General features: G+C 69.5%; 8 protein-coding genes. 5 read left to right on the top strand and 3 right to left on the bottom strand.

What is annotated here, in order from left to right; all coding sequences use genetic code 11:
* Positions 1–5: 5 nt before the first annotated feature.
* Together D7X74_RS01045 and D7X74_RS01040 are read right to left on the bottom strand one after the other, a co-directional pair.
* On the bottom strand, positions 6–3,479 hold the full coding sequence (locus D7X74_RS01045; RefSeq protein ID WP_199741737.1) for a CHAT domain-containing tetratricopeptide repeat protein: 3,474 nt from the start codon (positions 3,477–3,479) through the stop codon (positions 6–8).
* Between the two features lie 39 nt (positions 3,480–3,518).
* Positions 3,519–7,415: a bifunctional serine/threonine-protein kinase/formylglycine-generating enzyme family protein gene (locus tag D7X74_RS01040; protein ID WP_304984903.1), complete on the bottom strand. Its 3,897-nt coding sequence runs from the start codon at positions 7,413–7,415 to the stop codon at positions 3,519–3,521.
* A 122-nt stretch (positions 7,416–7,537) separates the two neighbouring features.
* Here D7X74_RS01040 and D7X74_RS01035 point away from each other — a divergent pair, with 122 nt between their 5' ends.
* The gene (locus D7X74_RS01035; RefSeq protein WP_233601918.1) at positions 7,538–8,464 is read left to right on the top strand and encodes a sigma-70 family RNA polymerase sigma factor; all 927 of its coding nucleotides are present in this window, start codon (positions 7,538–7,540) and stop codon (positions 8,462–8,464) included.
* 13 nt (positions 8,465–8,477) lie between these two features.
* Here D7X74_RS01035 and D7X74_RS01030 read toward each other — a convergent pair whose 3' ends face one another.
* Positions 8,478–9,563, bottom strand: a complete 1,086-nt coding sequence (locus D7X74_RS01030; protein WP_120531009.1) for an ADYC domain-containing protein — start codon at positions 9,561–9,563, stop codon at positions 8,478–8,480.
* 182 nt (positions 9,564–9,745) lie between these two features.
* On the opposite strand from D7X74_RS01030, the gene D7X74_RS01025 reads away from it, so the two are divergent.
* The 4 genes from D7X74_RS01025 to D7X74_RS01010 all read left to right on the top strand — a co-directional run bounded on the left by D7X74_RS01025 (position 9,746) and on the right by D7X74_RS01010 (position 19,205).
* A complete protein-coding gene (locus tag D7X74_RS01025; RefSeq protein WP_233601917.1) occupies positions 9,746–13,084 on the top strand; it encodes a CHAT domain-containing tetratricopeptide repeat protein in 3,339 nt (1,112 codons plus the stop codon).
* Positions 13,085–13,608: 524 nt separating this feature from the next.
* A complete protein-coding gene (locus D7X74_RS01020; protein ID WP_120531007.1) occupies positions 13,609–14,193 on the top strand; it encodes a GNAT family N-acetyltransferase in 585 nt (194 codons plus the stop codon).
* Between the two features lie 267 nt (positions 14,194–14,460).
* On the top strand, positions 14,461–16,812 hold the full coding sequence (locus tag D7X74_RS01015) for an RTX toxin (protein WP_120531006.1): 2,352 nt from the start codon (positions 14,461–14,463) through the stop codon (positions 16,810–16,812).
* Between the two features lie 77 nt (positions 16,813–16,889).
* Positions 16,890–19,205, top strand: coding sequence for a kelch motif-containing protein (locus D7X74_RS01010; protein ID WP_120531005.1), 2,316 nt, complete (start codon positions 16,890–16,892; stop codon positions 19,203–19,205).
* The last annotated feature ends 23 nt before the right edge of the window (positions 19,206–19,228 follow it).

Genomic DNA, 19,228 nt, shown 5'->3' with positions numbered 1-19,228 from the left:
GGCCCCTACGGTGACTCCCGCGGGTGGGACTCCAGCCCGCGAAGGGGAGCGTCCTGGCCCGATACGATGAAGGGTGCCCAGTGGTGGGGATGTGGCTTCGCGGCACGCAGCCAGTGCATGGCCTCGCGCAGCGCGGCGGCTCGTCCCCTTCCCGCGAGCAGGTGGCGGTAGTAGGCCTCCATCAGCTCCTGCGTGGTGTCGTCCTTCACCTTCCACAGGCTCATCACCACGGTCTCCGCCCCGGCCACCACGAGCGCCCGGCGCAGCCCGTAGACGCCCTGGCCCAACTGGATGTCCCCGCGTCCCGTATCGCAGGCCGACAGCACCACGAGCTGGGTGCCCCAGAGATCGAGCCCGGCCAACTCCAGCGCTGTCACCAGCGCGTTCTCGGGTGGAGCCGCATGGGGGCTGGAGGCGTCAGGGGCCAGCGCGCGCGCACCCGCGAAGAGGAGGCCGGAGCGCAGCAGGGGATCCTTCGGAGGCGAGGCGGCGGTGTCATCCCCCAAAGCACCGAAGTGGACCACGGAGCGGGAGTTCGGGGACACGGCAGCGTCCTGCAGGAAGAAGCCGTGGGTGGCCAGATGCAGGATGCCAGGGGACGACAATCGCAGCAGGCGTTCCTTGGTGGCCTCGGGGCCCAGGAAGAGCTGGGCCTGGGGAAACAGCCGTTGGATGCTCTCTGCTTCCCTGCGGGTGCCCGGAAGCGGAATGACGTCCCAGTCCCTGTGCACCGGGCGCTCGTGCAGCGAGGAGAAGAAGCGCTCCATGGAGGCGGAGCGCTCGGCCACCGCCGAGGTCTCCGCCTGAGAGGATGCGGGGGCTTGCACCGGAGCACCGAAGGCCGGGTCGGCGAGGACGACGACGGAGTCCGCCGGGGCGATCTGCTGGGGGCGCGGCAGCAGGTCCTTGCCGGAGGTGAGGTAGGTGAAGTCAAAGGCATCCACCAGGAACTGCTTTCCGTCGTGCAGGGCGGCGAAGGGCACCAGGGCCAACTGTCCATCCGGCGCGAGGAAGAGGCGTCGGGTCTTCCCCAACAGCGGGAGCAGGGGTTGGAACGCGAGCCGATAGGCCGACCGGGCCTTGGCCTGGAAGCCGGCGTCCTGGTTGGCCAGGGCATCTCGCAGGCTCGAGGCGGCCAGGTCCAGGGAAGCGGCCGGTCCCAGGTCCACGGTGCGGATGGTCGCATCCGGGAAGAGGACCAGTGCCAGGTAGCGCAGGGGACCAGGACTCGAGGACTCGGGCACGCCGGGTCTGGGCACGAGGGGGTGCTCCGCGTAGGTGATGAACTCGACGAGCGCGCCGTCCCTGGGCAGGGCCTGGGCGACACGGTCGACGATGTCCGCGGGAGATGGCAGCGCGGTCAGTGCGCGCAGCGGTGCGGAGCGATGGGCAAGAGCGGCCTCGAGCGCGTCACCCTCCCGGGCCAGCTCCTTGAGCTGTTGTTGATAGGCCGCGGGGGGCAGCGAGCCCGGACCCTGGAACGTGAGGCTGGCAAGTCGGGTGCGCAGGCTCCGCAAGCGCTCGAAGGTTTCGAGCTCCCCCGCGCCCAGGCTCCGGTAGACAGCGCGGGAGATGTTGGCGGTCTCCTCGATGGAGCGGCCCTTGAGGAGCAGGGCCGCGCTCAAGGCCAGGCGCCTCACGTGGGCGTTGTCGGGATGGGCGCGCAGCAGCGCATAGAGACGTTCCTCATCGGCGCGCAGGAACCGGAGGAAATGGCTCAGGCGCGCTTCCGAGAAGTCGAGGGCCTCCTGACGCAGACGCAGCTCCGACATGGCGAAGGCGCGCGTGAAGAGCGGTAGGGCCTCGGGGAGGCGATGCCGGCCCAGGCGAAGCAGTGCAAGGTCATTGAGCGTTTCGGCGACGTCGGGGTGGTTGTCGCCGAAGGCCGCCTCCCGGATGGCGAGCGCACGCTGGGAGAGAGGCTCCGCCCGGTCATACAAACCCTGCCGCGCGTAGAAGTTGGCGAGGTTGTTGAGCGAGGTGGAGACGGCGGGGTGGTCCTTGCCCAAGGCCACCTCCCGGAGGGCGAGCGCACGTTGGAAGAGGGGCTCGGCCCGGCCGTACGCGCCCTGGATCGCATAGATGCTGGCGAGGGAGTCGAGCGGGGCGGCGACATCAGGGTGGCTCTTGCCGAGGGCTGCCTCATCGATGGCGAGGGCGCGCTGGTAGAGCAGCTCCGCCCGGCCATACAACCCCTGGTCCGCGTAGAGGTTGGCGATGCGGTTGAGCGAGGTGGCGACGTCAGGGTGGTTCTTGCCGAGGACCTCCTCCTGGATCGCGAGGGCACGCAGGTAGAGCGGCTCCGCCCGGTCGTACAACCCCTGCGTTGTGAAGAGCAGTGCGAGGTTGTCGAGCAGGGCGGCGACGGTGGGGTGGCTCTTGCCCAGGGTTGCCTCCTTGATGGCGAGGGCGCGCTGGTAGAGCGGCTCCGCCCGGCCGTACAACCCCCGGGTCATGAAGAGCAGGGCAAGGTTGTGGAGCGAGGAGGAGACAAGGGGGTGATTCTTGCCGAGAGTCGCCTCGCGGATGGCGAGCGCGCGCTGGTGCAGCGGCTCCGCCCGGCCGTACAGCCCCTGGGTCAAATAGAGGTTGCCGAGGTTGTTGAGCGTTTCAGCGACGCTGGGGTGGCTCTCGCCGAGGGTCGCCTCGCGGATGGCGAGCGCGCGCTGGTAGAGCGGCTCCGCCCGGTCGAGCAAACCCTGTTTCGCGCAGAGATTGCCGAGGTTGCTGAGCGACTGGGCGACGTCGGGGTGACGGGCGCCGAAGGCCGCCTCCCGGATGGCGAGCGCGCGTTGGTAGAGCGGCTCCGCCCGCTCGTACAACCCCCGGTCCGAGTTGAGGTTGGCCAGACTGTTGAGCGAGATGGCGACACGGGGGTGGCTCTTGCCAAGAGCCGCCTCGCGGATGGTGAGCGCGCGCAGGTAGAGCGGCTCCGCCCGGTCATACAGCCCCTGCTCCGCATAGAGGATGGCGAGGAAGTGGAGCGCGTCAGCAACGAGCGGGTGATGCTCACCGAGGGCTGCCTCCCGCAGTGCAATGGCTCTCAGCAAGAGGGGCTCACCCCGTTCGTACAACCCCTGGGCGTCGTAGAGAGAAGCGAGGTTGTAGAGCGTCTGGGCGACGTCGAGATGGCTCTTCCCAAGGGCCGCCTCGCGAATGGCGAGTGCGCGTTGAAGCAGGGGCTCCGCCTGCTCCAGGTGCGTCCCATCCATCCGCCAGGAGAGCTCGCCCATCAGGTCCAGGGCGCTGGCGACGTCAAGATGCGTGCTTCCGAGCACGGCCTCCCGAAGAGTGAGTGCCTGCTCCGCCCGTGCCAGGGCGTCAGAATACCCGCCTGCGTCCTTGAGCTTCATCGCGTCGTCAAACGCCGCCTGCGCCTCCAGCAGCCGCGCATCCGGCTTCACTTCGATGACTCCCCCTCCCGTCGCGCAACAGCAGAGAACCCCCAACATCCACAACCATCCGAGTGCCTGACGCATCCTTGTCTCCTGTTTCAGATGGGCGATGCGCGCTGCCCGCTACCTGGGAGGGAACGAAGCACAGACGCGCACGCCGACCCTGGCGTCGCGCGCCGTGGGATCGCCGGGTGAGAGGTCCGCGCTCGACGCAGCGAAGGCGTCGTAATACCAGGAGCCCCCCCGGAGCACGACGCTTCCGAACTCCGGCGTCGCGGACCGCGTGAGTTCATAGGCATTGCCAGCCATGTCCTCCAGGCCGAAGGGGCTCACCGATGCAGGGTGGGAGCCGACCCCATCGGGGCCGAAGGCCATGGGCGACCGGTCGTAGGTTTCGTCGATGTTGGCGTCATCTGGCTGCAATTGGTCGCCATGCGGGTATTGCCGGCCATCCGCGCCTCGGGCCGCGTACTCCCACTCGTGCTGGCTGCACAGGCGCGCTCCCGGCAGTCGCTTCGTGCGGTGGAGCCAGTCGAAGTAGCCCTCCAGGTCCTGGGCGGAGACGCCGGACAGGGGAAACTTCCTCCAATCGCCCGCGGTTCTCCGGGTCCGCCCCGGATAGACAAAATCCTCGCCCACCCTCGCCGTGCGGAATGTCTCGCTTGAGCGATAGAAGGTGAAGCGCCAGCCAGCGCCAGGATGCCGCCGCAGGGTGACCGCCCCACCGTCGCCGAAGTGGGGTTGTTCGAGGATGCGCCTCGCGGGCGCCTCCGGAGGCAGGTCGTCGAGGTAGGTCATCCAATCCCCGAACGTCACCTCCCTCCTGCCAATCAGATATCCCTCGTTGAAACAGCGCCGATGCATCGGCGGACTGAATGAGAACTTCCGCACCTCCTCCGCCCCGGCGCGGCCCAGGAGGAAACAGCCCGGCGGGACGTAGGCATGACCTTCAGGCAACGCGGAGGGCAGCGCGAGGCGGACCGTCTCGGAGGCCCCGTGCGTGAGGAGCAGTGGCAACTCCACCGGCACGGAGTCCGGCCGCGTGAAGCGAAGCACATAGGAGCCCTCGGGAAGCTGGAGCCGGGCAATGGGGGTCGGGCCCAGGGGAGCGAAACCTGGAACGGACTCGCGGCGGAGCCTCCCGTCCTCCTCCTGGGTGTAGCGCTCGAGTTCGACCCGAGCGCCAGGAGGGGTGGTCACCAACTCAAGTTCAGCCGGCGCCCGGAGCCGTCGCAGCCACTGCGCCCCCTCCTTCGAGGTGTCCGCCTCCTGCTCCAGGCGCCGCACCCACGCGTCACGTTCGCGACGCTGGTGGAAGTCCTCGGCGAGGAGGATGCGTTCGTAGGTGACCTCCGCGATGAGCTGGCGCGCGTCCCCATGGCGGGGGTCCCGCTCAAGGGTCCTGTCCAATGCCTGGGTGGCGCGGGCGTAGGCCGCATCGGACGCGTCGCGCAGGACGAGCACTTCGGTCCATTGCCGCTCGGCGGCCTTCCTGAGTCCTCCGGAGTCCGGCGGGCTCTTGAGGTCCACGGAGGGTGGCGCCCGGTTGTCGAACAGCGCCAGGGCCTCCTCACGCCGCATGCGGGCCTCCTGGGCGAGGGCACGGCCCCCGGCAAGCGACTCGCGCGCCGTGCCAAGCTCCTCGGCGCTCAACCGCGCCTCCACCAGGTACGCCAGCAGCCGATGACCGCCGGAGGCGAGGACGGCGAGCGCGACGACGAGCCCCGCGAGCCGGCGCCTCCAGCGCTCGCGCGTCACGGCGCGGCGGGAGGTCAGGAGGAAGGAACGCTCGCGCGCGCCCAGGGTGGAGAGCTCCAGCAGCCGCACCTCCTCCAACTGCCGCTGTCCCCAGAGGGCGTCACTGGCGTGAAGGAGGCGCTCCCACTCCGCGCTGGCCGTCTCCACCCGCTTGCGCAGCGCGCGCTGGCCGATGTCGTCATCGAGCCAGTCGCGCAGCGTGCCCCAGCTCGCGATGAGCGACTCGTGCGCGATCTCCCAGCGCGGCTGGCCGCCCAGGGTGCGCGTATGCAGCAGGCGGCCCTCGACGAGCGCGCGAAGGGCGGCGCGCGAGGACCCATCCGAGGACTCGACGAGCTCCTCCTCGCCACGCTCGCTGCGCGTCCCCTCCGCCGTCACCAACCGGAGCAGGAGTCGCCGCGCCGACGCGTACTCGGCGGGCCCCAGTCGCCCGAGCACCCCGTCGGCATGGCGGGACAGGGCCCCGGCCACCCCGCCCATCGCATCGAGCGCCTCCCGGGTGATGCGGCCCTGCTCCGGATTGCGCCGCTCCCACAGCTCGGCGAGCGCGAACTGGAGGAGCGGCAGGCTCCCCACGCCGGGCGCCGTGGAGGTGACGAGCGCCTGGAGGACTTCACCGGATTCGAAGGCCACGCCCCGGCTGCGCGCGGGACCGACGATCGCCTCGCGAACCCCCTCTTGCGACAGGGGGCGAAGGATGTAGAGGGCCCGCTCGGCCTCTTCGCCCAGGCCGGGCAGCGCGCACAGGCGGGTCAGGAAGTCGCCGCGCACCGCCAGCAGCACGCGCACCCCCGACGACGGCAGGGCGAGTTCCCCGAGGAGGCGGGCCACATGCGCCGCCTGGACCGGCTCGGAGAGCGTGAGGAGCTCCTCCAGTTGATCCATGAAGAGCAGCAGTCCGCGCCCGCGAGAGTGCGCCTCGCGCAGCGCCGGTCCCAGCCAGCCCGGCGTCCGCGCGAGCGCGGTCACCAGCTCCGCCTCCTTCCGGCCGAGCAGCGGCGCGAGCGCGGCGGCCAGTGCCTCGAGCGGGCGGTGACCGGGCCACAGCGTGACCGTGGTCTGCTCACGCCCCGCGTCCAGGGCGCCCGCGGCCACCCGAGGCAGCACGCCGGCGCGACACAGCGAGGACTTGCCGGTCCCGGAGTCTCCGGCGACGAGGACCAGGGGCTGGGTGCGCAGGCGCTCGAGCACGGCGCGGATGTCCGCCTCGCGCCCGAAGAACAGCGAGCGGTGCTCGGCCTCGAAGGGCGCGAGGCCGCGATAGGGATTGCCGGAGGACAGTGGCGCGGGCGCGCTGATGCGCTCGAGCCGCTCCAGGGCCTCGCAGAGGGCGTCCGCGGAAGCGAACCGGTCCAGGGGATTGGCCGCGAGGCACCGCGTGATGAGCGTGGCGAAGTCCGGGTCGATGTCGGGCCCGAGCACGGCGCGAGGAGGAGCCTCCTGCTGTCCCCGGGAGGTGCGCTGGGGCACCTCGCCCGTACACAGTTCGTGGAGGACAAGGCCCAGGGCATAGAGGTCGCTGCGAGGCGTCGCCGGGGCTCCGGCGAGCAGCTCGGGCGCCAGATAGGGCAGTGTCCCGACGAGGGGCTGCGCGCTGGACGTCAGGGCCGTTCCCACCTCGAAGCGCTCGGCCAGGCCGAAGTCGAGCAGCTTCACCTCGCCGTCCCGGGTGACCAGGGCATTGGACGGCTTCAGGTCGCGATGGAGCACGCCCTGTCGGTGCGCCGCCGCGAGCCCCCGGGCCAGTCCGACGCCCAGGGAGAGCACCCGCCGCCACGGCACCGGCAGGGGCAGCTCCGCGAGGCTCTGGCCCACGACGTACTCGGAGACGATGTACGGGTGGCCGTCCACCTCGCCCACGCTGAACACGTTGACGATGTTGGCGTGCTGCAGGCGCGCGAGCGCCCGGGCCTCGGTCGCGAAGTGCTCGCGGACCCGGGCGTCGGGCTGGCTTGAGGCAATGAACTTCACCGCGACGCGCCGATCCAGCGACGTGTCATGCGCCAGGAAGACCACGCCCATCCCGCCCCGGCCAATGAGCGCTTCGAGTCGGAACGCGTCAAAGGCGTCGGGTGGCGTCCAGGAGGGCGCTGGCTCCCGCGAGGCGTCCGCCGGCTCGCGGATCTCCGAGGGCGCTTCCCCCGAGGGCTGGATGCCGGGGGTGAAGGTGGCCAGGAGGGTCCGGCAGTCGTCGCAATGGGTGGCGTGCTGATGGACCCGGGTCAGTTCCTCGTCTGGCAACCGAGCTTCGAGGAGCTCCACCAGGACCTCATCCGTCAGACAGCCGGAGGGGAGCGGATACCTGGGTTGGGAAGTGTTCAAGGGGGCCACGGAGCGGGTGCCCATCAATGGCTGGCGTTGAAGGCAAAGACGAAGTGCGTAGGATGGACCTTCGAATGGAACAGGTGTCCGAGCACGTCGCGACGTTTCTCAAGCATACCCAGGTGCGCTTCGTCCCCCCTACAGAGGTGGAAGCCGCGTCGCTTGACGCGCTGCTGCTCGGCGCGTGGGAGGAGGCTCGCGCGCAGTGGCCCACCGTAAAACTCTCCCTCAATCAATTCGTCATCCATGTCGCTGAACGATTGCCCAAGGTGAGTCCCGACAGCCCCATCGCGCCGCTTCTCAAAATGCTGTCCCTGGCGGAACTCTACCTCACGTGTGGATGTCTTCAGGGTCTGGCCTCCGCGCAGGAGGCCTTCGAAAAAAGCTACCTCGCGAAGCTGCCAGGCAAGCTGCGGGGTCTGAGACAACCCGACGCGATGATCGACGACGTGTGTCAAATCACGCGCGTGAAGTTGTTGGTCACCACCCCGGAGAGCGCTCCCAGGATTGGTGAGTACTCGGGGCGCGGCGCGCTGCTGAGCTGGGTGCTCGTCACCGCCGGGCGCATCGCCAACAAGCTGCGGGCCTCGGAGAAGCCCTCGTCCGAGGACAGCGCGGAGGAGATCCTCAAGATGCTGCCGGGGCAGGGAGTGGACCCGGAGCTGGACGTCATGAAGCGGCGCCACCACGCCGAGTTCCGTCAGGCCGTGCATGAAGCCGCCTCCACGCTCTCCGCCGACGAGCGCCACCTGCTGCGCCTCCACTTCGCGGATCAACTCTCGACGTACGAGCTGGCCTCGCTCTTTCGCGTCAATCAATCCACCGTCTCCCGCTGGTTGAAGAGTGCACGGCAGCGCGTCTACGAGGAGACCCGGAGCCGCCTGCAGGAGCGGCTGGGCCTCTCCACCCTGGGCTTCAAGAGCTTCCTGGCGTTCATCGACAGCCAGCTGGACCTGAGCATCAGCCAGATATTGGAGGAGAAGGGCTGACACGGGGGACGTGCTACGGGGCCTTGGCCGCGGAGGCAGCGCCCTTCGGGGCCGCGAACGTCAGGTTGCGCAGCAGCGCGGCCTCGGGGCTCACGTTCATGCGTCGCACCGTGCAGTGCTCCCCTGCCCCTTCGCCTGGAGCACCCACCCCGTCTGTCTGGAAGCGGTTGGGGCACTCCTGGAGGATGGTCGCCAGCGCGCGGCCGTCACGGGTGCGCGCCAGGCAGGTGGCCCCGTCGGGTGCCCACGCCGCCTCGAAGGAGGCCTTCGCGGGATCCCATTCCCCCCGCTCCACCATGCCGAACCGGTCATAGACGTCGATGGTGGTGCCCTGGTGCGTGTGGCTCTGGCCATTGCCACAGTAGTCCGCGCGCGCCATACGGGTGCAGGCCTGGTGGAGGTCCGCCAGCGGCTTCCCGTCGCGGCGGTCCCAGGGCTTGTAGCCCCACTGGATGCACTTGGTGATGGCGCCGTTCTCACAGGCGAAGGTGAGCTTGCCCGGGGCGTCCTGGTGGGCCCCACTGGCATCCCAGACGCCGCCCACCGCGAGGGCCCGGGGGTTCGCCACGCGGCCCACGGCGACGCAGGGGTTCTCCCACTCCTGGGCCACCGCGTTCCAGGCCTCGATGCGGTAGAAGATCATCCCAGGGTCCTCGGGGGAGGGTTCGGCGGCGCAGAGGGCCACCTCCACGGGCTTGCCGTCGCTGTCCGTCCCCTGCAGCACGCTGCCGACGACGCCGCGCAGGGCATCCCCAGCCTCCGGCGCGGGAGAGGCGACCAGGTGCCCGCCGTCGAGCCGCAGGGCCGTCACCCCCGCCTCCGCCCGGCGCAGGGGCGCGAGGTCCGCCGAGACGAGCACGCTGCTGCGCTCCTCGGCCACCTTCTCCGTGTTCCAGTCCCGCCGGGTGCCCCACAGCATCGTCCCCTGGGGCCTGGCGATGCGGCTGCCGGATTGGGCCTGACAGCGGCGCGCGTAGCGCTCGGCGTCCGAAACCCGGCCCGCGGACCGCATGGGGGAGGGCTTCGCGGAGGCCGGAGGACCCGCGTGCGCCAGGGAGGGAAGCTGAAGGAACAGACAGACCAGCAGGAACTTCTCCATCGCGTTTTCTCCGTCGCGTCCATGGGCAGGACAGCTGGACCACGATGAAGGAGAGCCAGGGACTTGAAGAGTCATGCACGGAATCCGCAGGCTGTCCCGTGGCCCCCCCAGCCTGGCGACCGCCGCGTGACACCGCCAGGGAACTGGGGCTCACTGCCCGTGTCTGCATTCAAGGGGGAACCATGAGGTGCATGCTCGGGTGGATGGTGGTCGTCGTGCTCTGCTGTTCGGCGGGGGCGGCGACAGCGGAGGCGCCGGGGGATGCGAGGCTTCGCGAGGCGCAGGCGGCCTTTGACGCGGCGACGAAGCTCATGGACGCAGGCCGCTATCCCGAGGCGCATGGACTGGCCGCGCAGGCGCTCGCGCTGAGGGAGTCCGCTCTTGGAAGCACGCATCCAGACATCGCCGGCGCTCTGGACCTCGTGGGGGAACTCCATCAGCGGCAAGGCGACGTCGCCCATGCGGAGCCCCTGCTTCAACGCGCGCTGGCCCTGAGGCAAGCCACGCTCGGCAAGGACCACCCGGACGTTGCCCTGACGCTCACCCTCCTGGGCATCCTCTACAAGGAACAGGGGCGGTACGCTCAGGCAGAGCCCCTCTTCCTGCGCGCACTCACCCTCCGGGAGACGGGCCTTGGCGCCGCACATCCCCTCGTCGCCAGGACGCTGGTCAACCTCGCGAACCTCTACCTGGACCAGGGGCTGTTCGAGCGCGCCGAGCCCCTCTTCCTGCGCGCGCTCGCCATCCGGGAAAAGGCCTTCGGCAACAACCACCCCCATGTCGCCACATCGCTCCACAACCTCGCCATCCTCTACAAGGATCAGGGGCTGTACGAACGGGCCGAGCCCCTCTACCTGCGCGCGCTCGCCATTCGGGAAGAGGTCCTCGGCAAGAACCATCCCGACGTCGCCGCATCGCTCCACGGCCTCGCCAACCTCTACGTGGGTCAGGGTTTGTACGAACGGGCCGAGCCCCTCTTCCTGCGCTCGCGCGCCATCTTCGAGGCGGCCCTCGGCGCCAAACACTCTCACGTGGCCTCCTCGCTCGACGACCTCGCCAACGCCTACTCGGAACAGGGGTTGTACAGCCGGGCCGAGCCCCTCCACCTGCGCGCGCTCGCCATTCGGGAGGAGGCCCTCGGCAAGAACCATCCCGAAGTTGGCTTCTCGCTCAACAACCTTGCCCTGCTCTACATGGAGCAGGGGTTGTATGAGCGGGCCGAACCCCTCTTCCAGCGCTCACTCGCCATCCTGCGAGCAGCGCTCGGCGACAAACACCCTCTCATCGCCACCTCGTTCGACAACCTCGCGCTCCTCGCCAAGGAACAGGGGTTGTACGACCGGGCCGTGACCTTCCATCAGCGCGCGCTCGCCCTCCGGGAGGTGGCGCTCGGCAAGAACCATCCCGACCTCGCCTCAACGCTCCACAACATCGCCAACGTCTATCTGGACCAGGGAGGGAATGAGGACCGGGCCGAGCCCCTCTTGAAACGCGCGCTCGCCATCCAGGAAGCGGCGCTCGGCGACACCCATCCCTTCGTGGCCTCCTCGCTCGCAAGCCTCGCCAGGATCCACCTGTCCCGAGGAAGGTATGACCGGGCCGAGCCCCTCTGGAAGCGTGCACTCGCCATCCAGGAAGCAACGCTTGGCGACACCCATCCCAGCATCGCGCAATCGCTGCACGGCCTCGCCCTGCTCCACCTGGCCCGACATCGCCGCGCCGCCGCCCTGCCGCTCCTGACGCGCGCCTTCGACGTCTCCGAACAGCGGCTGCGCCAGGAGGCGCTCGACTTCTCCGAGTCACGACTGGCCCATTTCCTCCAGCTCCTGCGCGCGGACGAGCAGGGGCTCTATGCCGTGCTGCGCGCCTGGCCCCAGGACGTCAGCGTGCGGCGTCTGGCCCTCAGCGCCGTACTCCTGCGCAAGGGCCGCTCCGTCGAGGAGACCGCGGAGATCTCCCGCAGCCTCTCCCGAAGCCTGGGAGCCAGGGACCGCGACACCTTCGAGCGGCTGCGAGGCCTGCGCACCCAACGGGCCGCCCTTTCGCTCGGGGGCCCCGGCGAGCTCACTCCGGTGGACTATCAGCAGCGCCTCAAGTCGCTCGCCGACCAGGGTGATGCCCTGGAGGCCGACCTCGCCAAACGCTCCGCGCCCCTGCGCGCGCTCACCGCGCTCCCACCCACCGCCGAAATCGTCGACCGGGTCGCCGCCTCCCTGCCGCGCGATGGCGCCCTCATCGAGTTCATCGCCTACGAGGACAGTCCCGTCCTCCCCACTCCCGGCAAGCCCCGCGCGAAGAAACCGGGTCCGCTCCGATACTTGGCGCTGGTGCTCTTCCCCGACGCATCCACGCGGGCCCTGGACCTGGGCCCGGCGGCGCCCATCGACCGCGCCGCCACGCGCCTGCGCGATGCACTGGCACGCCGCGACGTCCAATCACAGGCATCCGCCCGGGCGCTCCACGACATCGCGTTCCGGCCCCTGCTGCCGCTGCTGGGCAACACCCGCCGGCTCTTCCTCTCGCCCGACGGACATCTGGGCCTCGTCCCCTTCGCCGCGCTCCACGACGGACGCGACTTCCTGGTCGAAACCTGGGACTTCACCTACCTCACCTCCGGCAAGGATCTGCTGCGGCGTCCCCAGGACACCTCCGCCGTGTCGTCTGTCGTCGTCTTCGCCGACCCGGACTTCCAGGCGGCACCAGGAGCCGCGCCCCGGGCCCCTTCGCCCGCGGAGCGTTCCGCCCCCCTCGAGCGCTTCTTCTCCACCTCGCGCGCGGAGGACATCGCCGCCACCCCCTGGGCAGCGCTCCCGGGCAGTCGCGCGGAGGCCGAGGACATCCGACGCCTCCTCCCCCAGGCCCAGCTCCTGCTCGGACCCGAGGCCACCAAGGAGCGGCTGCTCCACCTGCCCACGCCCGGCGTGCTGCACCTGGCCACCCACGGCTTCTTCCTCGACGACGCCCCCGCGCCCAGCGACTCCAGGGCCGTGGTCCATTTTGGTGTGTTGGGAGAGGGAGCCCTCACGCGCCCCGTTCCGGATCCGTTGCTGCGCTCGGGGCTGATCCTGGCGGGCGCCTCCGCACCAGCTCCTGACGCGGCCAGGCCTCCGGCGGCCAGCGCGATGGTGACGGCCCTGGAGCTGGCGGGCCTGGACCTGTGGGGCACCCAGCTCGTGGTGCTGTCCGCGTGCGACACCGGACGGGGCGACGTGAAGCCAGGCCAGGGCGTGTACGGCCTGCGCCGCGCCTTCTTCGTGGCCGGAGCGGAGACAGTGGTGATGAGTCTCTGGAAGGTGAACGACGGGGCGACCCATGCCCTCATGGAGGCCTACTACCGCCACCTGCTGTCGGGGCAGGGCCGGGCCACGGCGCTGCGCGAGGCGATGCGCTCCTTCCGACGGACGTGGCCCCATCCCCACTACTGGGCCCCCTTCATCACCGTGGGCAGCGACGCACCCCTGCGCGCGCTGGCGACTGGCGCTCCATCCCTTCCGGACGCGAAGCCCACGGAGGCTCGCTGATGGTTGGCCGTCCGCGGGCCTGGAACCCGTGGAGCCAGGCGTCAGGGGCACCCGACTCGAGGCCGCGCAACGCGGATGAAGCACTGTCCGGCAACACCCCATCCGACTCCAGGCTGGCCGCATCCGGGCCCAGGGTGGACCGGGCCCCCGAAGTGATCCGCGAGGCACCGCCCCCGAGGCACTGCTTGAACAGGGTGAATGAGACGTTCGTGGTGCCCCCGGGCTGAAGGCTGGGTCTGGGCCCTGGCGGAAGCCGCTGCGAGCAGGAACACGAGTGAGAAGAAGATCGCCGCGGCGTTCAGACTCATGCTCTCGACACTCATCGTGTGACCTCTTGCAATGAAAGCCTCCCGCCTGCCAGATCGACGGCCATAGGCTGAGTGCCCCCGCGAAGGGACAGAGCTGATTCGGGGAAGAATGATGCAGGGAATCCGCGGGCTGCTCGCTGAATCAGCCGCCTGTGCATCATTTGCCGCGTCGCCGGCTCCCCTGTGGTGAAGGAGCCCCAGGCACCTTCACTCCAAATGACGAACTCCTTTGAGGTCAGGATCCTTCGAGCTCCAGAAGAGCTTGGCCATTACCGAAGGCTGCTCTTCGACGCCTACATCCACGAGGCAGGCTGGAATTTCCATCCAGCCAATCCATCCGGAATCCGGATATCGGGTCATGAACTGCGGGATGACCGGGATGACATCGCCATCTGTTTCGGCGTCTTCCAAGAGGACAGGCTGATTGGGGGCGCCAGGCTCTGCGGGAGGCACCAGGGCCAATTCGAGATCCACGGCTACCAACCCCATCGGGACCTGACCTTCCTGAACGCCCCCAATCTGATCGAGGCGAGCCGAGCCGTCCTGCGCTCCGAGTTCAGGGGCAGCGGCGTCTTCCCGCTGCTGGTTCGCCATCTGTTTGAGTTCTGCGAGAACAACCAGTTGTCGGTCTTCACGGTCACCAGCGACCCGTCCGTGATCCGGCTCTACAAGCGGATCGGGATGCCAGCGGTCGAGGGTTGCAGGTTCAAGTTCGAACCCGAGGATCCGGCGGAGGCGCAGCTGTTCCTCGTGGACTCACGGGGCGTGTTGGACACCGTCCTCAAGAACCTGACCCGTTGAACGGGGGAGGCGGGAGTCGGTGCGGGTGCCGCGGCGGCCCCCCGAAAATCCCTGCATCATTTTCAGATGTGTTGGCTCATCCACATGGGTGGGGGAATTTTCTCGGTCCCATGAAAGCGAACCCGGGGTTCGTCTGACCGAGGCGCGGAGCCGCTACGGCTCCGCGTGACCGAGCTTCATCCGCGCAGCCCCATGTCACTCGCGACGTGACGCCAGAAGAGCTGCGTGGCGCGGCTTGGAAGACGTGCGTCCTGAAGGAGCACTTGCATGTCAGTTTCATCTGTTGGTTTCCCGCGCACGTGGCGGACGCTGCGGAAGGCGGCCGTCGTCCTGTCGGCCCTCACCTTCGGCATCACCGGCTGCAGCACCCAGCCCTCCACCCCTCAGCAGCAGGAGCAGGAGGACTCCGCCACCGCCTCCTTCTCCATCAAGGCCTCGGATTTCTACGACGCCTCCGGCGCCTCCAGGGGTGGCTCGCGCTCCGCCTTCTCCCCGCGCGCCTCCCAGGTCTTCTCCTTCACGGATGTGAGCACCCTGCGCATCGACGTGAAGGACAAGGCCACCAACAGCCCGCTCTACGTCAACTTCGACCTTCGCAACGAGGCTGGCGAGTGGAACGGCACGCTGCCCTTCCTCCCCAGGGACAAGACGCTCGTCTTCTCCGCCAGGGCCCTCAACGCCTCCGGCACCCTGCTCTTCCACGGCACCACCGAGCAGACCCTCGCCATCGGCGGACAGTCCATCATCATCGTCCTGACCGCCGCCAATGACGGTCGCGCCATCTCCATCCCACGCATCCGGAAGATCTCCGTCCCCTCCGCCTTCGGCTCCGACCAGAGCGGCAATGTGTCCTTCACCGTGGAGGCCAACACCGGAGAGAACCTCGACTACGAAATCATCTCGGCGGGGGGAAGCGGGACCTTCTATCCACCGACGGGCTCCATCTCCCTGGCGGCCACGGTGGGCACCTTCGTCAGTCAGTACGCTCCGCCCACCGTCTCCTCCAACACGGAGTTCGAGCACACGGTGAAGGTCACCAACGAGGCGGGCCACTCCGTCTCCACCACCTTCAAGACCCGGGTCAAGCCGCCCGGCACCACCGATGGTGTGATCGACACGGGCATCCAGGTGCTCTTCAACCCGGTCATCAACACGCTGAATTCGAGCCGTGTGCTCGGCACCGGAAACGTCATCTTCCAGGCCTCCGTGGCCGACAATGAAGCCGCGTCTTCGCTCCAGTACGCCTGGAGCTTCGCGCCCGCCTCCGGCACCAGCTTCGACCCGCTGCCGAGCTTCTCCGGCGCCACCAACCCCGCCACCCTGCGCGACTACACCACCGCCGTGCAGGGCATCATCACGCTCGAAGTCACCGATGGCGATGGCGGCAAGACCACGCTGCGCTACCCGCTCACCCCCAACCAGTTCCCCGACAACCCCACCGTCGAGGGCGGGCTGACCGGCATCAACTCCATCCGCGCCGGCGAGTCCCACACCTGCGTTCTCTTCAACAGCGGCGCCCTGCGCTGCTGGGGGCGCAACACCCTCGGCCAGCTGGGCTACGGCAACACCTTCACCGTCGGCGACAACGAGCAGCCCTACACCGCGGGGGATGTGGCGCTGGTGGGCGTGGGAGCCAGGCTCGCCCTCGGCGGAAACCATACCTGCGCCCTGCTGGACACCGGACTGGTGCGCTGCTGGGGCCAGAACACCCATGGCCAGCTCGGCTACAACACCACCGAGCACGTGGGGGATGGCGAGGCCATCGCCAGCTATGGCTACGTCAACCTGGGCGGCATCGCGGTGAAGCTCGCCGCCGGTTACGAGCACACCTGTGCCCTGATGAATACCGGCAAGGTGCGCTGCTGGGGCCGCAACAACTACGGCCAGCTCGGCCGGGGCGACACCCAGGACGTCGGCGACGACGAGCAGGTTTCCGAGCAGGGCAGCGACGTGGAGGTGGGCGGCGCGGTGAAGAACATCGTCGCCGGTGGCCATCACACCTGCGCCCTGCTGGACACCGGCGACGTGCGCTGCTGGGGCTACAACGGCCATGGCCAGCTGGGCTACGGCGACACCGAGACGGTGGGCAACAACGAGCACCCCTCGGTGGCCGGGAGCGTGGCGGTGGGCGGCCCCGTCATGCAGCTGACGGCCGGCGAGAACCACACCTGCGCCCTGCTCAACACCGGCAACGTGCGTTGCTGGGGCTACAACGGCTTTGGCCAGCTGGGCTACGGCAACACCAACACCCTCCGCGCGCCGACCGGCGATGTGGTGATGGGCGGCCAGGTGCTCCAGGTCTCCGCGGGCAAGCAGCACACCTGCGCCCTGCTGAGCACCGGCGACCTCAAGTGCTGGGGCAGCGGCGCCAGCGGCCGGCTCGGCTACGGCAGCGCCGCGACGCTGCTCGCGCCTCCCGCCTCCGGCGTGGACCTGGACGGCTCCACCGCCTTCCAGGTGACGACGGGCGCCAGTCACACCTGCGCCCTTCTGAGCACGGGGGCCGCCCGCTGCTGGGGTGACAACGCCTTCGGCCAGCTCGGCTACGGCAACGTCCTGGACATCGGCGACAACGAGTTGCCCTCCTCCGCGGGCGACATCCAGGTCCTCGCGCCGTAGCTCCCGCTCCCCATGGCTTCAGGGCGAGGGCTCTCGTGGGCCCTCGCCCCTTTTTCGTGCCCAGGCAGGTGACCTCCATGAAGAACGCCTCTCCTCGACTTCTGTTGGCGCTCGCTCTGGCGCTGCTCACGGGCTGCTCCGCCGCTTCCGACACCGGCGCGGCCCGGCTCGCCGTCTTCCTTCCCCACGCTGGCACTTCCGCCATCGCCCGCGTCTCCGTCACCGCCAGCGGCGCGGACATGCCCTCGGCGTCCGTGGACCTCGCTCCCGCCTCCAGCGTCCAGAGCGGCCGGCTCGGCGATATCCCCGTGGGCTCGCATCGCTCCTTCCTCGCCCAGGCCTTCGACGCTTCGGGCGCCCTGCTCTTCCAGGGCTCCGCCTCCGGCGTCTCCATCTCCGCCGGGCAGTCCTCCTTCATCGGCATCACCCTCCAGGAGCCCAACGCACCCCCGGCCTCCCTGAATGAGCCTCCGGTCATTGACGCCCTGGTCGCCTCCTCCACCTCCGTGCGCGTGGGCAATGCCCTCTCCCTGGCGGTCTCAGCCCATGGGCTCCACCCGGACGAGCCCCTCTCCTATGCGTGGTCCTCCTCCTCGGGCGCCTTCTCCTCGGCCTCCGCCAGCTCCACCGCGTGGGCCGCCTCCAACGACCCCGGCACGCAGACCCTGACGCTCACCGTGACGGACTCCGGCGGCCTCTCCGCCAGCGCCTCCCTGGACGTCACCGTCCTCGCTGGCGATGAGGAGGGCTCGGCACAGGTCACCCTCTCCTTCAACAGCGCGCCCCGGGTGGACTCCCTCGGTGCCACACCCGCGCGGCTGGCCGTGGGGCAGAGCACCGCTGTCTCCGTTTCGGCCTCGGACCTGGAGGGCGACAGCCTTTCCTACGCCTGGAGCGCCTCCTGCGAGGGCTCCTGGGCCAATGCCTCCTCAAGAGCCGCCCGGTTCATTCCCTCCGCGCTCCCCGCCGGCAATTGCAACAACTGCGAGCTCACCGTCGCGGTGTCCGATGGGCGCGGCGGGCAGAGCACCGGCACCCTGTCCCTGTGTGTCGGCACGACTCCCGAGCCCCACCACTTCAATCCCTTCATCCTCCGCTCCTACAGCTCCACCCTCCCGTGGGAGCACATCTCCGCGGCGCAGGTGCTCACCTACGAGGTGGCGGCCAGCGACCCCGAGGGCTCCGCGCTCTCCTTCTCCTGGGCCGCGAACACGGGCTCGCTGGGCACTCCGGCCAACACCGCCTCCCAGAGCCGCACGACCTGGACGGCCCCCTCCTGCGTCGGTGGAGACACGACCCCCATCATCACCGCCACCGTCACCAATGCCTTCAACCTGACGGCCACGAGCAGCTTCACGGTGATGGGGCTGCCCACCTGCATCCTCTCGGAGTGGGTGCCGACGGACGCCATGGCCGCGGCTCGCAGGGACTCCACGGCGACGCTGCTGCTCAATGATCAGGTGCTCGCCGCGGGGGGACAGAACACCACCGCCCTCGCGACGGCCGAGCTGTACACCGCGACCGCGGGCACCTGGAGCTCCGCCGGCGTCATGCGCTCCGCTCGCTACCTCCACACGGCCACGCGACTGCAGAACGGCACCGTGCTCGTCGCGGGGGGCTACAACAGTGGGAGCGGCTACCTCGCGGCGGCGGAGCTGTACACCCCGGGCTCGGGCACCTGGAGCGCGACGGGCGCCATGCGCGCCCCCCGCTATCTCCACACGGCGACGCGGCTGCTCAACGGCAAGGTGCTCGTCGCGGGCGGCTTCAACAGTGCGAGCGCCTACCTGGGGACGGCGGAGCTGTACGATCCGGCCTCGGGCACCTGGAGCACCACGGGCGCCATGGCTTCGCCCCGTGGCTACCACACGGCGACACTGCTGCCCGACGGCAGGGTGCTCGTCGCGGGGGGCCGAGGCACCAGCTTCCTGGCGACCGCGGAGCTGTACGACCCGGCCTCGGGCACCTGGAGCACGACGACCGGCGCCATGGCCTCCATTCGCGCCAGCCACACGGCGGCACTGCTGACCAACGGCAAGGTGCTCGTCGCAGGGGGAAGCAACACGAGCACCTCGCTGGCGACCGCGGAGCTGTACGACCCGGCCTCGGGCACCTGGAGTGCGACGGGTCCCATGGCCTCGCCTCGCTCCAGCCTCGCGGCGCTGGTGCTGAACAACGGCAGGGTCCTCGTCTCGGGGGGACGCAGCGGTAGCTCCTCCCTGGCAACGACGGAGGTCTACCTCCCGGCCTCGGGCACCTGGAGCGCGTCGGGTTCGATGACCTCACCTCGCGCGAACCACACGGCGACCCTGCTCCCCAACGGCAAGCTTCTCGTCTCAGGGGGCGTCCGCGGGAGCACGCCTCTCTCGACGGCGGACCTCTATGCACCCTGAGCCCCGCTGCTTCCTTCCCTCCT

This window comes from Corallococcus sp. CA047B (assembly GCF_003612065.1).
GTDB classification, from domain to species: domain Bacteria; phylum Myxococcota; class Myxococcia; order Myxococcales; family Myxococcaceae; genus Corallococcus; species Corallococcus praedator.
The sequence above is the reverse complement of the archived record's forward strand: the minus strand, read 5'-3'. Positions and strand labels throughout refer to the sequence as shown.